The sequence below is a fragment of the Perlabentimonas gracilis genome (assembly GCF_011174675.1).
Classification (GTDB): Bacteria; Bacteroidota; Bacteroidia; order Bacteroidales; family Tenuifilaceae; genus Perlabentimonas; species Perlabentimonas gracilis.
The window spans coordinates 1-16,519 of sequence record NZ_JAANIG010000008.1 but is presented as its reverse complement, the minus strand read 5'-3'; the positions used below and the strand labels follow the sequence as shown (position 1 = coordinate 16,519).

Annotated in this window: 7 protein-coding genes; 4 read left to right on the top strand and 3 right to left on the bottom strand. The window is 43.4% G+C overall.

Annotation, left to right across the window (positions count from 1 at the left end):
* Positions 1 to 17: 17 nt before the first annotated feature.
* The 3 genes from G8O23_RS05165 to dnaK all read right to left on the bottom strand — a co-directional run bounded on the left by G8O23_RS05165 (position 18) and on the right by dnaK (position 11,757).
* Positions 18 to 8,273 (bottom strand): T9SS type A sorting domain-containing protein, encoded by an 8,256-nt coding sequence (locus G8O23_RS05165; RefSeq protein WP_166362491.1) that lies wholly within the window; start codon positions 8,271 to 8,273, stop codon positions 18 to 20.
* A 672-nt stretch (positions 8,274 to 8,945) separates the two neighbouring features.
* A complete protein-coding gene (locus G8O23_RS05160) occupies positions 8,946 to 9,740 on the bottom strand; it encodes a toxin-antitoxin system YwqK family antitoxin (RefSeq protein ID WP_166362489.1) in 795 nt (264 codons plus the stop codon).
* Positions 9,741 to 9,846: 106 nt separating this feature from the next.
* On the bottom strand, positions 9,847 to 11,757 hold the full coding sequence (gene dnaK / locus G8O23_RS05155) for a molecular chaperone DnaK (protein WP_166362487.1): 1,911 nt from the start codon (positions 11,755 to 11,757) through the stop codon (positions 9,847 to 9,849).
* Positions 11,758 to 12,156: 399 nt separating this feature from the next.
* Here dnaK and panB point away from each other — a divergent pair, with 399 nt between their 5' ends.
* The 4 genes from panB (at position 12,157) to G8O23_RS05135 (ending at position 16,392) form a co-directional block, all read left to right on the top strand.
* Positions 12,157 to 12,972: a 3-methyl-2-oxobutanoate hydroxymethyltransferase gene (panB, locus tag G8O23_RS05150; RefSeq protein ID WP_166362485.1), complete on the top strand. Its 816-nt coding sequence runs from the start codon at positions 12,157 to 12,159 to the stop codon at positions 12,970 to 12,972.
* A gap of 16 nt (positions 12,973 to 12,988) precedes the next feature.
* Positions 12,989 to 13,684, top strand: a complete 696-nt coding sequence (locus tag G8O23_RS05145; protein WP_166362483.1) for an RluA family pseudouridine synthase — start codon at positions 12,989 to 12,991, stop codon at positions 13,682 to 13,684.
* A 10-nt stretch (positions 13,685 to 13,694) separates the two neighbouring features.
* Positions 13,695 to 14,693, top strand: a complete 999-nt coding sequence (locus G8O23_RS05140; protein ID WP_166362481.1) for a PD40 domain-containing protein — start codon at positions 13,695 to 13,697, stop codon at positions 14,691 to 14,693.
* A 136-nt stretch (positions 14,694 to 14,829) separates the two neighbouring features.
* Positions 14,830 to 16,392 (top strand): adenylate/guanylate cyclase domain-containing protein, encoded by a 1,563-nt coding sequence (locus tag G8O23_RS05135; RefSeq protein ID WP_166362479.1) that lies wholly within the window; start codon positions 14,830 to 14,832, stop codon positions 16,390 to 16,392.
* The last annotated feature ends 127 nt before the right edge of the window (positions 16,393 to 16,519 follow it).

Here is a 16,519-nt window from a genome sequence, read left to right as displayed (position 1 = left end):
CAAACCCCTCTCTTTTGCTATTGCTTTATGAATTGCTTAGTAACAATGCCCTTAATGGTTTCAATTTTTATAATGTAAACCCCCGGCGTTAGGTTGCCGACGTTAACCTTGCTGTTCACTACCTCTTGGTCAATTAGCTTAACGCCAAGTTCCGAAATTACTTCAACTCTAAACTTACCATCTATCCCGTTTATTTTGATAATTTCTGTTGCCGGATTAGGATATACGGTAACGTCATTCTCACTATATGTAGGTACTCCTGTTCCCCCAACCGTTGTGAAGTTCCACGTCTGGGTCCAACTACTTTTTGCCCAAGGGTTAACCGCTTGCACTTTCCAGAAGTAGGTTGTATTCTCGTTTAAACCGTCAATTGGGTAGTAAACCTGAGTATGGTTTTGCAAATCAACTATTGGTGAAGAGAAATCTGAATTGGTGGCTACCTGTATTTCGAACCAATCGGCATGATCCGACCAGTTCCACTCAAGTTCAACATAATATGTCTCAATATCAGTTTGGTTATTTACAGGCGAAATTAGTATTGGAATATCTGGTGTTACATCCTTAGTGGTAAATGAATACTCATCCGACCATTGGCTATCACCATACTCATTCCATGCTTTTACACGCCAGTAGTATGTAGTGTTGTGTGAAATGTTATCAAAGTAAAAATAGTGTGGATCGTTCCATGACGATAGGTTGTATGTAAAATCCAACTCAAACGAGCTGAAATCTGGTTCCTTAGATATTTGAATGGTGAAGCCATCGGTGTGGTTAGGTCGTGACCAGGAAAATTGGAACCATTCTGTTGGTTGCAGATTACCTCCTCCATTGTCGGGGTAGATTAATTCTGGAGCCTCAGGAGGCCCTGGTTCTGTTGAAAAAGACCAGAATGATGACCATGCACTAGTTCCGCTCTGATTTGTGGCGTTTACCCTCCAGTATAGGGTTGTACCATTGGGGAGATTGCTAATCTCAACAGATGAGTTACCTATACCATCTTCCTCATAAATTAAATCGAGAGCGTAGCTATTCCGAGAGATTTGAATACTGTAACTCTCGGCATTGCTTATCTCTTCCCATTCAAATACTATAGTTGTTGAATTATCAGTTGAATTATTGGCGGGGTTTATTAGGGTAGGAGATACTGGTGGACCATCAATAGTAGTAACACTTGCTTCGGGGCCATAATCTGTTTCAATATTTTCGGAGTTGCGCGCCTTCGCTTTGAATGTATATTCGGTTACTGCGGAAATATTATTAACAGCAATGCTATTGCTGAACTCGATGCTATGCCAAGTAGGATCGTCATTTAAAATTCCGCTATAACCAACGTATTTGCCGGTTAAGGTTTCGTAAATGGCATAGCGAACGGAAGCGGGATTGCTATTGGCATCAATTGATACATTCAGTGAGGTTTGCGATATATCAGTGAATGTTGGCGCTCCTGGGGTATTAGCATGGGTACGTGCCTTGGCCTGCTCGTCCCAGCTGTAAACCGATTGCTCTTCGTTGGCACGGGCGTAGGCCACCACTCCATACTCGGTATCCGGCGAAAGTCCAGTAATGGTGATACTTCCCCAATCCTCTATGGATTGCCAGAACGATTCATCACCCAGCGTTCCGTCGGTTTGCACCCATTTATTACTATTGAGGGTTTTAAGGGCGTATTCAACTGCACTGGGGTTTCCCTTTGTATCAATATCAGCATCAATAGAGATGTTGGTGTTGTTTGATAAGGTTATACCCGGTGCGTATGGATTGGTCCACACCTCCGATGGTTCGCCAAAGGCAGTTTCAATATCGTTAGCATTGCGGGCCTTAACCCTTATGCTGTATTGCGTAGCCGCTTCGGCCTGCACCTCGGTTTGGTCCCAGCTGGCCTTGGTCTGCCAGGCTGGCGTATCGGTAAAAGTGCCATTGGGCTGCACAAACTGGCCTGATATTTCATCCTGTATGGCCAATTCAGTGTTTGATGGGTTGCTACCTAGGTATACAACCCACAGGGTAAATTTGTCAACTCCACTTCCAGGTAAGTACAGGTTAGGTGCTGGTGGTGCTTTGGCTGTGGTTGTACCATCAACCTGAGCTGATGCATCAGTTACAACTCCCGCTCCGTTACGAGCTTTTGTAGTTAGGTAAAATGCCGTATTGGGAGCAATTGCAGTAACAAGGGTGCTTTCCCACTCAGCGCTAGTTTGCCAAGCTGGGCCATAGATAATGGCACCGTCGGTCCCTACGTAGTGATTGTTGCTATATGCTCCAATCTTAATGCAGTATTCCACATCTGCTGGGTTATCATCAGCAGCAATTCCCACTTCAAGTTGAGCTTCATCCAGTATGCTAGCTAAAGGAGTATTGGGAATTGCTGCATTGGTGTATTGCGTTGCGGGGGTGCTGTATTCGGTTTCAATGCCATCGTCGTTCTTTGCAATGGTGCTGAATGAGTACTCGGTGGCTGGTGATAGCCCGGTAAGCGTAATCGCCCAGTTGTCTCTAGTGCTCCACTCAATCAAATCGCCCAAAGTACCATTGGTTTGAACATACTTACCAAGGTTATTTTCTTTAATTGCATATAGCGTGTTAGTTGTATTGTTGGAGTAATCCTGGGCATTGGAATATACAGATAATCTGAATGATGTCTCGGTTGGGCTGTGCAAATAGGTTGGGTTTGGCGTATTGGCCAGGGTTGTAATATTGGTGGCATCGCCATAAGATGTTTCTATCTCAGCTCCGTTTCGGGCTTTTATTTCAAAGTTATAGTTTCTATTTCCAGTTCGGTTGTTTACATCGTAAAGCGTAACAGCCGTTGTACCCCATTCGCTTTTAGTTTGCCATGCTGGAGTGGTGTTCATACTCCCATCGGGTTGAATGTACCGGTTGGTTGTTGTTTCGTGAATGGCAAACTGTGTGATCTCAGGATTTGAATTATTTTCGAAAGTAATATCGAGCGTACTAGTTGTAATGTTAGTAATTTCTGGTGCATTGGGAATACTGGCAAGAGTCCAAAAATCAGCCGTTTCGCCGTAGCCGGTCTCAGCATTATAGGCGTGCGCCCGGTAGTTGTAATGGGTGTTTATGTCTAGTTCGGCAATGTCAATGGAATACTCTTCCGCTCCAAAGGAGCCAGTCTCCTGTTCGTTTGAAACGCCTGCGCCTCCAATCTCTTTGTCTAAACCATCGTATGCCCAGTAAATGATACCTCGTCTTGTTACGTTTTGTCCACCGGTATGCACAATCTCTGCATTGGCAGTAGTAGTTACTGTTGTTATATCGCTGGCCAATCCAGTTTCTACAATGGGAGGAATTGCCCGTGCACTACCTTCAACATAAACAGTGACTTCCTGTCCAGATGCGCTATTGGTAATCTGTCCAAAATGATAGCCCACTTCATCAGGAAGGAAGCGGGCGTATATGGTTGCATCCACATTGGTGTTGGTGCGCGGAACGGAAATTGACCGAGCAAAACCCTCGTCGCTACTGAGCGATACTTCAAAGTTCTCGGGTGCTGTAACCACCAAATTGTTTGATAGGTCTATGCCAACTATTTGATACGATTGCGGTGCGGTTGGTGTTAACACATCGCTCCAGCCAAAATATAAGTTGGCTCCTGGGTTAATTATTACAGGCTGAGTAAACTCATAGGCTCCCATATCGGGGTACAGCGGATTTCGGGTGTTACCCTCAAAGTCACTGGTAACGCCAACCGATGCGTCTGCAGAAGCATTAACGGCTGCTGTGGCGGTGCTTAAATTGCCGTTATTTGGAGAGCTGAAGGTTACCTCGGCATGTACCGAGTTTTCATCTTGCCCCGCAACTATGGGTAGCTCAGCTATATCTTCAGTACCATCATTTCCGAGTACCGTTCCGGTTCCACTAACCCAGTAAGCATTATAATCGAGTTCGATATCACCCTGACACAAAGCTGCGTAGTTTTTACCCGTTCCGCTATTGGTGCGGGTATTTACAAAGATATTGTTCTTAACCACTGCCGTTGAAACGTTTTGGTTAATTCGGAATGCGTAGGTATTTCCATTAAGCGAACCCGACACATCACCACCAATGTTTACGCTGTTGTGGTAGAAGTTACCATTTTTCGATGTGTAAATACCTATTATTTCGTGACCGGCCGTTTCGGATAAACCCAGGCTTACGACATTATTCACTATTTGCGTCGATATTCCATCCTCTAAACTTATTCCTTTTATTGTTGATGGGTAACCAGTGTACTCTGCTGATGTAATATTGTAAATTCTATTGCAGCTAATAACATTATTTCCTGATAGTGGTCCATCGTACCCTATGCCAATAAGTTTCGAGTCTGCCGTGTTGTTTGTTGTAGATAAACCCGAGATAGTGTTATTGCTCACTTCCTGTCTTGCTTTATCAGAAACTACGCTAATACCCCTTATTACTTCAGTTCTGACATCAGTAGATGATGTTTGAAGAGTACTGATAATGTTGTTGGTAATTGAATTTACGCCATCGGTTACGGCAATGCCCAACACTGCATGCCCAAATGGCGATCCGCTATAGCTCGACCAGCCACTAACCGTAGAGTTATATAAATTCTTTACTATGTTTTCCGTAATTGTACAATTAGTAGTATTTGCATTGTTTACAATTCCTGCAACATGCTGTCCCGTTGCGATATGTGTACATTCGGTTGAGGCATTAATGCTTTTGGCAGTACTTTGGCTTCCAATAAGGTTATTACTTATGGTAATATCCGTTGCGCCATCGTTCTGAATGCCCACAAAAATATGCGAGTAGTCAACACTACTGGTCGATATATCAATACTGCCAATGGTATTATCAGATATTGTTACTTTGGCACCATCAATACCGCCTTTTATTCCGTAGCTGGCCACGTGGTAGTTCGATGTAGTTTCAACAACAATATTATCAGTGCCTGTTGTAGCGCCAATGGTATTGTCTGCGATGGTAAGTATTCCTCCACCATAGGCAATGGCAGTCCATACGCCGGTGCCCTCGTACATATCTGCCTCTGGGGCAACGGTCCAGCTAAAGTTGCTGATAGTGTTCACGCTTACGGTCGATTCGTCAGTGTTCTCCCCGCTGATGGATATTCCTGTGAAGCTGTTTGCGTATGCACCACTTACAGTCCAAGCCGTTCCGCCGCACTCCTGGCTGGTTCCACCAATGTAATTATTGCTTATGTTGATGTTGTTGCTTGATAGCGATAGGATTCCAAAATGCTCATTACCACCTGTAGCCATAATGGCCTCGGTTTGGTATAGGTGGTTGTCGGTAATGTTCCAATTGGCGTTATTCTCATCTAAATAGATACCAGCCGATGAGTTTGCATTACTCCAGAAGTTAGATATTTTCGATTCTGTGATGGTGTTATAATTATTCCCTACACCTGCTGTACCTGCCGATACCACACCATACTGGTAGTTTGATATCCCATTTCCAAAGGTACAACTCTCAATAGTATTGTTGCTATTTCCCGTTCCCGAGCCTGCAACATCAAATGTAATAAGTCCCTTATCGGAAAGCTGGGTATTGCCCACAAGGTTACAACCCGCAATGCGGTTGTTGCTTGCCGAGTTGGTAAACTGAATGCAGTAGCCATCGGAGTTCTCATTCTCAATGGTAAGGTCAACCATATTCACATTATTCACCCCGCTGAACGAAACGATTGGCGCCGCAATATTCCCCGAAATGGTAATATCTTCGCTAACCGTACCAATGGATACGCTGGTGTAGTCCGATGTTCCGTTGTACCCGCTCTGGTATAGCGTGGCGGTGGCGGTTTCGGTAGTGCTCGATTGAATGTTGATGGAAATATTCCCGGTTATTGTTCCTGCGTTAATAGCATCGAAAGCCTGCTTTAGGGTGGTGTAGGTTTGTCCTTCGCCAACAAACACCGAGCCGGTATAAAACTCATCGCAGCCAATATCGGGGAGTTGGTTGCGGATATCGTCATCAATATCAACCACAAGAGGGTAAATCGATGTTCCCATGTTTATCATGGGCGATGAGGCTGAAATGTGTAGATCGGGAATTGCATCTTCTGCTCCCACAAATTGCGGGTCAACGCTTAGGCTGTTGGCATCGCCACCAGTAGCAGTCTGCCATTGTTCCAACGAACTAGAACCCATTGGGAGGTAGTTGTCATTAACGTTTGTGCTGGCAACAGCGTTTGGATTTAAACTATACAGGTTATTAAAGTCGCTTTCAATCCCTGAACCGGTTGATTTACCCATAGCGTAATTCTCTGAATTCCCAGTTTGAGATACCCTTGCATTGTAAAAAATATTATTGTAAACCTTATCGGTACCCGAGTAATCTTTACGATACGCATAGGTGGCTTTAAAATCATTCGTTGCCGTTCCGCCAATATAAACCGAGTTGCCCAGGATTGTATTATTGCCGTACGATTGTATGCCAACAAAGGAGTTGTTGCGGGATTCGCCCACTCCCAACCGAATGGCGTTGTTCATTACTGTTGCATCGCTGGGGCTTAAAAGCCAGATTCCATTCCCTATACCATAAAAATCAGTAGCAAAACTGATATCGAATACTACATTTTGGCTTACCACTCCCGAGCCCTCACGGAATAGAATTCCACTAATAATGGTTTGGGTACCGCCACTATAGTAGTTTGATAAATTATGAATTGTATTGCGGTTTACTAGCTGCTCATCAAGGTTTGATGCAAGTGATATACCAGCCGTTACGTTGTATATATTGTACTGATTGTAGCCAGAGGAATTCGCTAGCTTACTTATGTTGTTGTCAACTATTTTGTTTACACCATTGTTGCTAAAAATACCAACAACATCGCCTTTTCGAATACAACTATTGCTAAGGTTAGCAATAGTATTATTGCTGATGATAGTTGATGCGTTTGCCGTATTCTCAATTCCCCTAACATTTTGCTCATGGGTATCCGACTCGTTAGGGTTGGTGGCAATAATACTATTTTCATCAGCTTCGCTACCAATGGTATTGTTGTCCATTGTAATATTTGTGGCAGCTGAGGTTTGAATGCCTGCAAAGCTGTGCCCATTAGTTGCTGAAGTTGCATTTAGCGTAAACCCACCAATATGATTGTTTTTTACGTTTACGGTTGAACCTGCTGAGTTAATTCCAATTCCAAATGTTGCAACGTTGGATGCTGCGGTTGAGTTAACTACAATATTATCAGTACCAGTGCTTGTGCCTATTGTGTTGCCCGTAATAGTTCCAATATTTGCATTGCCTCCGTTATGATATATTCCACTCCATATTCCAGGTAGGGCAATGGCGTTAGTGGTGCTATGGTAGGTATGGCTGAAGTTGCTAATAGTATTGCCATTAACCCTTGCTGGGGTTGTTGTTCCAACGTTTAGGTAAATACCCACAAATTTATTGGCATAATCGCCATTAATTATCCAGGCTGTGCCGCCGCATTGCGGTTCGGTGCCACCAATATAGTTATTTAAGATATTATGGTCATTTCCTGCATTAATATAAATTCCATAATGTGTGTTGGCAGCTGTTGCTGTTCGACTAGATGTTTGGTAGATGCTGTTTGAGGTAATAGTCCAACCTTCACAACCTTCATTTACACTAATTCCTTTTGAGGAGTGCTCTGGATGCCAAACGTTGGCTATTTCGCAATTTTGTAGAGTTACCTCAACATTTCCACTGCTAAAGGCTTTGGCAAAAATACCGTTGGTGGCAAAATCGTTTGGATTTCCAATTTTACAATTTTCTAAAACAATCCCCTCTGTTGCAGAGGCTGCATGGGATAGTATATTAACAATACCTTCAGTTGCGCTTGCTACTATACCCTCAAGATTTAAATATTTTAAGGTAACATTCTCAACTCCATAGTAGTTGTCAATTGTAATGGCTGGGCCAGAGCTATTGCTAAATGTAAGTTGATTGCTACTCCCAGTCCCATCTACTCTACCATCTATCACTATACCGTTGTTGCTTCCTTCAATAAATAGAATTGCACCTGCAATCCCTGCATTAACCTTTCGAGCATCACCTGATGGTCTTATTGTGATGGAACTATAATTCCAACTGGCAGAACCCGATTTTCTAATGTATGTTGTTGCTGTTTCGGTAATATCGGAGGTTATGCTGAGAATAATATCTCCAGTGAGGACGCCATCTCTAATATCGGCAACCGCTGCATTTAGTGTTTCGTAACTGCCTCCGCTGCCAACCGTTTTGTTGGTTTGGGCAAGTAACACATTATTAGCAACGATTAGAATAGTTGAGATTAGATAAATGGATTTAATTATTGTTTTCATAATCTTAGGTTTTAAACGGTTGATCAAAAATTTGGGGGGGGTATGCACATAATCCTTGCTAAGGTTTGAATTTAGCAAATCGAATAAAAAGTGAAGGAATAGCTTAATCAGATATCAAAGAAAATGGTAACGCTGTTAGTTCTGTAGATGTTGATATGCAGATATTTGTATTTGTGTTTAGCGGTTATTAAACAAAAATAAGATGTATTTCTAACTAATTCAAGCAATTTTTACAAAATTGGACCATTTGCTCTTAGTAATGTTTTGGTAGTGTTATTATATAATGTATATATTGCTTATTATTAGGGATATGTGATGAGTGTTTAGGTGTGTGGCGTATAGTGAAATTCATTCACTAAAGAAATGGGTACAGAAAAAGCCAACCCTTTAGCGTTATATAATAACAAGGGTTGGCTTTAGCTATAATGCTAAAAACATTGGTTCTACTACCAATTTCGTGGAAACTATGAAAATTATAGCAAACTTAAATCTTTGCTTTGGGTTTGAAGACAAAAGACACCTGTCTCTCAATCCACTGTTCATTGGCGGATGACGAGAGAAGTCAGAATTAACATACTACCTTCTTCCAACTTCCCTGCCCGACTGCATCGTTCAGGCGGGGGTCTTCCGATCCAAAAATCTTTCCACTAAAATTGCAATAGTCCTTAAATACTAGAATCTTTGCCCTCCCACAAAATCTTCAAATGAGGGATCCTGATATTTACCTACATTGCGAAGCAGCTCATCGAGTTCCTTAGTTTCTTGCTCCACAAGCTCGTCATGGTTTTCTGCAATTCCTTGGATATACCTTACCTGCTTAACAAGTTTTCCGGTGGCATCGAAAAATTTCCAGGTGTTATCCTTAACCCCAAGGGCATATTTCCCTTCAAGCCTAATTTCTCCATCGGGGTAGTACAGCCTAACCGGGCCGTGCTCGGTACCATCTTCGTAAAAAATTAATGATTTGATTTGGCCATTGAGGTAGTACTGAGTTGTTGCTCCACTTTTCTTATCGTTTTGCCAAAGTACTTGCTCAAAAATTTCTCCCGTGGGATAGTAAATAGTAAACTTGCCATGCCTCTTACCCTCGTTATACTCCTCCGAGAATACTTTTTGCCTTCGGGCGTTAAAGTAGTCCCAAACACCATGCTTATGCTTTTTTAGATACTTGCCCTGGGCAACTTCTCTTCCCAATGTGTTGTATAGGGTTGCTTGAGCAGTATCGCCACATTGGCTAAAGTGGAGCTTAGCGCTGGTTACACCATTCTCATGGTAACGAGTAAACTCACCGCGGGGCTTATCATCCTTAAAAAAGCCTTTGTATGCTACTTTTCCATTTTTGTAATGCTTTTTCCAATGCCCTTGCATTCTGTTTAGGTGATCGATTTGGTTAAAAACCGTATCGACCTGCGAGTAGGTGAGCATAGGCAAAAGCGAAATGAGTATAAGGTAGGTAATTCGTTTCATAGCTTGTTTAAACTGTTTTTATTAACAACGGCAAAGATAGTGATTCAGTATAAAAAAAGCCCCTGGATTATTCCAGAGGCTTATAATCTATTTGAAGCAATTAAATTTATTTAACCTCCTCAAAATCTACATCAGTCACTTCCTCGTTTGAGTCGGCTTTCTGATTGGCATCGCCAGAAGCTTGCTGCTCACCACCTGGCTGACCTTGCTGCTGCGCCTGAGCCTTGTATATTTCCTCTGAGGCTGCTTGCCATAAACTGTTTAGCTCATTGCTGGCAGCATCAATAGCTTCAATATCCTGCTTCTGATGAGCATCCTTAAGCTTGGCTAGCGCTTGCTCAATAGGCCCTTTCTTGTCGGCGGGTAGCTTGTCGCCAAACTCCTTGAGCTGCTTCTCGGTTTGGAAGATTAGGCTGTCGGCTGTGTTAAGCTTATCAACCTTTTCGCGGGCTTGCTTGTCCGATTCCTCGTTAGCTTTGGCCTCTTCGCGCATCTTCTTAATTTCGTCTTCGGTAAGTCCCGACGAAGCCTCAATGCGGATGCGTTGCTCTTTTCCAGTACCCTTATCTTTAGCCGAAACGTTTAGTATACCGTTGGCATCAATATCGAAGGTTACCTCAATTTGGGGTATACCACGTTGAGCTGGTGGAATTCCATCGAGGTGGAAGCGGCCAATGGTTTTATTGGCGCTAGCCATGGGGCGCTCGCCCTGTAGCACGTGAATCTCTACCGATGGTTGATTGTCTGATGCAGTTGTAAATGTTTCGCTTTTACGTGTAGGGATGGTGGTGTTAGCCTCAATAAGCTTTGTGAAAACACCGCCCATGGTTTCAATACCAAGCGATAGGGGAGTGACATCAAGAAGAAGTACATCCTTAACTTCACCAGTAAGCACGCCACCTTGAATGGCTGCTCCAACTGCAACAACCTCGTCGGGGTTAACCCCTTTACTTGGAGTTTTTCCGAAGAATTTTTCTACCACTTGCTGTATTGCGGGGATACGGGTTGATCCACCCACAAGGATTACCTCGTCAATGTCAGATGCGCTTAGCCCAGCATCCTTAAGCGATTTGCGGCAAGGCTCAATGGTTGCCTGTACCAAATCGTCTACCAATTTCTCGAATTGTGAGCGGGTTAGGGTGCGAACCAAGTGCTTAGGTATACCATCAACTGGCATAATGTATGGCAGGTTGATCTCGGTTTGCGATGAGCTGGAAAGCTCAATCTTCGCTTTCTCGGCAGCTTCCTTAAGGCGTTGTAGGGCCATAGGATCTTTCCGCAGGTCAATCCCTTCGTCCTTTTTAAACTCCTCTGCTAACCAGTCAATAATTTTTTGGTCAAAGTCGTCTCCCCCAAGGTGGGTATCACCGTTGGTCGATTTTACTTCGAAAACGCCATCGCCCAGCTCAAGGATTGAGATATCAAAGGTACCACCACCAAGGTCGTACACAGCTATTTTCTGGTCAACGCTTTTTTTGTCAAGACCGTATGCAAGTGCAGCGGCTGTGGGCTCGTTTATAATACGGCGCACCTTAAGGCCTGCAATTTCACCAGCTTCTTTAGTTGCCTGACGTTGCGAGTCGCTAAAGTATGCGGGTACAGTAATTACTGCCTCATGCACCTCTTGGCCTAAGTAATCTTCAGCCGTTTTCTTCATCTTCTGAAGCACCATGGCCGAAATTTCCTGTGGGGTGTACTTGCGATCGTCAATAACCACTCGGGGGGTGTTGTTATCGCCCTTTTCAACCTTAAACGATACCCTGCCAATTTCAGTTGACATTTTATCGTAGGGTTCGCCCATAAATCGCTTAATTGAGAATATGGTTTTTTGTGGGTTGGTAATTGCCTGACGCTTTGCAGGGTCGCCCACCTTGCGCTCACCATTCTCAACAAACGCTACAATAGATGGTGTGGTTCTTTTGCCTTCGCTGTTGGGAATAACAACTGGCTCGTTCCCTTCCATTACCGAAACGCAAGAGTTGGTTGTCCCAAGGTCTATTCCAATAATTTTACTCATTGCTTTATGTTTTTTTTAAAGATTAGTTTATTCGATTCAAAAATTCAGTTATCAGTTTCTCAATGATTATGCCAACTGATTTTTTTGTTGTTACTGGTGATATATTGGCATAGACATTTATTTGAATAGGCGTATTTGTCATAATTACTTCTTACCCCAATAAGCAGATAATCAGAATTATGTTTGGGTTTATTTGAATGCTTGTCAGTGGATTATGGTTTAATTGCTCTCGTGCTATTGTTGCTGACAAAAAGACAGGGGGTAAGTGTTCGATCAGCGTTCCTCCTTGCCATTCCCCGTTACCCTAAATTCTGGTGTTTAAAACCTTAGCATTTTGAGCGAACTATCTTTTTAATCCAGTATCTTTGTCAAATTCGTATAACATCAATAATAATAGCTATGTCTACTGAAGGTAAAGCCAAAATTGTAACAACTCACGTGCTTCATGAAATGAAGCTAAGGGGAGAGAAGATTGCGATGCTAACAGGATATGATTTTTCCACAGCCCGAATTCTTGATGCTGCTGGAGTTGATATTATTCTTGTGGGCGATTCTGCCTCTAACGTAATGGCAGGGTATGAGTCAACGCTACCCATTACGCTCGATCAGATGATATACCACGCCCAGTCGGTTGTTAGGGCTACTAAGCGAGCGCTTGTGGTGGTTGATATGCCCTTTGGTACCTATCAGGGCGACTCCAAGCTTGCGCTAAACTCGGCCATTCGCATCATGAAGGAGTCGGGTGCCGATGCGGTGAAGCTCGAGGGAGGCCGAGAAATTTTAGAATCGGTAAACAGAATTCTTTCTGCTGGCATACCCATCATGGGTCATTTGGGTCTTACGCCTCAGTCTATTCATAAATTCGGAACATATGTGGTGCGTGCTCGCGAGGAGGAGGAGGCCGATAAGCTGGTTGAAGATGCACACCTATTGGAAGATGCGGGCTGCTTCTCTATTGTCCTTGAGAAAATTCCTGCCAAGCTCGGCGCGCAGGTAGCCCGGGAGCTAAAAGTTCCAATTATTGGCATTGGTGCTGGACCCGGAGTTGACGGGCAGGTGCTGGTAGTGCATGATATGCTGGGTATTACCCATGAGTTCTCGCCCCGTTTTTTGCGTCGATACCATAATTTATATGCCGAGATGATGGGAGCCTTTCAAGCCTACATCAAGGATGTTAAAGGCTTGGATTTCCCCAACGAGAGGGAGCAATACTAATTTTTAAATGCTAGCTATGCAGAGTGTAAACGATAGAATTTTGTTCGAAGATAACCATCTAATTGCCATCAATAAGCTGTGTGGCGAGATTGTTCAGGGCGACAAAACGGGCGATGAGTCAATGTTAGAAACAATTCGAAACTTTATTAAGCAGCGCGATGACAAGCCCGGAAATGTATTTGTTGAGGCGGTGCACCGAATTGACAGGCCAGTTAGCGGTGTGGTACTTTTTGCCAAAACAAGCAAAGGCCTAAGCCGGATGAACAAACTTTTCCAGGAAGGATCCATTAGTAAAATATACTGGGCTGTGGTTGATAAGATTCCTCCTCAGAATATCGATACCCTAAAGCACTATATGGTTCGCAATCCTGAAAAAAACAAATCGTTTGCATACACCGAGCCAAAACCCAGCAGGAAGGAGGCCCGACTAACCTATAAGTTGTTGGGGAGCACTGGCCGATACTACCTGTTAGAGGTGGAGCTGCACACTGGTAGGCATCACCAAATTAGGGCGCAGCTGGCTAAAATCGGTTTATCAATCCGTGGCGATTTGAAGTATGGAGCATCACGCTCTAACCCCGATGGGGGAATTAACTTGCATGCCCGCTCACTTCATTTTACACATCCTGTAACTGGTGAAGATATTACTATTATTGCTCCCCCTCCCAACGATAATCTTTGGAATGCATGTTGTAGCATAGCGTCAACCTAAACCTCACAATATGAAAATAGAATTTTTTGCATTGGGCGTGTTTTTACTCTCGCTGGTAAGTTGCCTACCCGATGATCCCCCAAGTTATGAATTTGAATACGATACAATCATCACCGATACACCGGTGAACCTCGAGAAGATTAATTCTGAGTTTGATGACTACAATTCTGATCTGCCATACAGCTACGGATCACTTCCTTTAATATTCTCCTCCAACAGGAACAGCAATGGCGAGAACTTCGATTTCGTATTCAAGGTTATAGAAGTTACTTATCATAGCAAGGACGATGTGCTAAACTTTGCCTTTCCTATAGGTACAAGCGATAGTTTTATAGATAAGCTTTTTCCCTTAGTGAATAGCGATTTCGATGAGCTTGGCCCTATGTCGTACTACGAATACCCCTATGAATATTTCTTTTTCGCAACCAATGGCGAGGGTGAGTTTAACATCAACTATGTGTATACCCCTCGATCGGATTGGAGTTATAATGGGCTCCAAAGGTTGTATGGCCCATTCGAAGCATCAGCCATTAACTCCGATGCCGACGATCTGTACCCTGCATTTGATAAGCTAGGAACCTTGTATTTCTGTAGCAATAGAGACTCCGAAGATTATAGTATTTACAGCCTTGTTCCTTCGGCTGACTTGCCCTTGCACGAATTTCTTAAAACGGAACAGGAGGTTGATGTTGATAAGGTACAAGTCCTTTCAAGCGAAGCTAACGATAAGTGCCCCTCCATTTTTGGCAATTTTATGGTATTTGCCTCCGACCGTGAAGGCGGGTACGGCGGATACGATTTGTATTACTCATTTCTGGAGGATGGCCAGTGGTCTGCTCCCCAGAACTTTGGCCCTCAAATTAATTCCGAGTACGATGAGTACAGGCCAATATCGTTCGATTTTGCAGGGTTTAGGGTGATGATCTTCTCAAGCAATCGCCCTGGAGGTAAAGGTGGCTTCGATCTTTATGGCGTAATTATTAATAGTCATATTGAGAATTACGATTAGTGCAACTTTCACCATCTTATTTCATTAAGGTGTTTAGTTTTCACAATAATCTTTTCTATCTTTAGCAAGTGGAAATTGTTATGTAATGGGATATACCGTCTTATGCTTTTGTAGTAGCAATACTTTTCTGGAATCTATGGAGTGCGTTCTTGCCAAGTCTGACATGAATTTTACTCTTCATGCCTTCGACTGCAACGATGATTCTAATTTTACGCAACAGATATCGGATGTAAACCCTAACATACTAATTCTCGACTCATCCATAGGTAGGCAAAAGGTTTCCAAGGTACTTTCTATTATTCACTCTATTCCTTCCAGTAAGTGGGTTCCTATCCTGCTAGCTGTTTCTTCTTCTGATATTCAAGTTGAAGACTCTGAATTCTTTGCGGAGTTTGACGATTATTTTGAGTACCCAAAGGATTTTGAATCGCTGCCCCAACGTATAGCAATTTCTGTAGCCCGAAGACAATACACCAATAAACTATTTGAGAAATCGGAACAGCTAAACGATATCTCCTATGCTGCAAGCAAAGCGGGTAGCTCGCTTGCCATTATCGATAGTAGGGGAGAGATTGTGTGGGTTAATAAGGGGTTCGAAATGCTTTACGAGTGTAATCTTGATGAGTTTCGTGTTAAGTTTGGAGGCAATCTTTTTGAGCATGGCATTAATAGCAATACGGCAGAGTCGATGAAAAGATGTGCCGAAACAGGAGAGCACATTATATATGAGTCCATCTGGTATACCAATAGTAGTAAGCGTAAGAGTATCCAAACATCGCTAACCCCCATTTACAATCCGGAGGGTGTGCTTAGTAAAATTATCGCCATTGAAACCGATATCACGGAGCTAAAAATGGCCGAAGAGGCTCTTAGCGATAAGCATGACAACCTCCTCTCCATAATGGAGCACCTTGAGGAAGCAAACCGTATGCTCGACGAGCAGCGAAACGAGATTGAAAAACAGAAAGCATCGCTCGAGGATGAAAAGGATAAATCCGATGCGCTACTCCTGAATATACTGCCCGAGGTGGCGGCACATCAACTTAAGAAAAAGGGGTTTGTTAAGCCCAAAAAGTACAGTGAGGTATCGGTTATGTTTGCCGATTTTGTTAACTTTTCGAGCCTTTCAGTCTCGTACAATTCTATCGAAGATTTCTTGGCTGCTCTCAGCTTCTATTTCGAGGCGTTCGACGAGATTACCACTAAGCGCTTTATTGAAAAGATTAAAACCATTGGCGACTGCTACATGTGCGTTGGCGGGGTACCTCAGGTTAACAAGAGTCACCCCTTTGATACTGTGCTAGCGGCTTTGGAAATACAAAAGTTTGTGGAGGAAAAGGTAAAAACCGATCAGCTCGAAGACAAGCCTTTGTGGCGATTGCGTATAGGGATTCACACCGGGAGCGTTATGGCTGGAGTGATAGGTAAGAAAAAGTTTGCCTACGATGTTTGGGGCGACACGGTGAACGTAGCCAGCCGAATGGAATCGAAGGGAGAGGCCGGAAAAGTCAACATCTCCCAAACCACTTACAATGCAATAAAGGACTATTTCCAGTGTAACTTTCGAGGAAAAGTACACGCAAAAAATATCGGCGAAATCGACATGTTTTTTGTGGAAAGGATTCTGCCTGAGTACTCCGAGGATACTGAGGGGTACATTCCCAACGCTGCCTTCCGTAAGGAGTTGGCTAAGTACTAACCCATATATTTTTTTACACTACTGACCGACTAATAAATATAGATTTCTCGCTTCGCTCGAAATGACAGTACTTTCAAGAGGTCTAAGGGGAGAGGGGGTGAAGGCGGCGTAGCCGCCTTCACCCCCT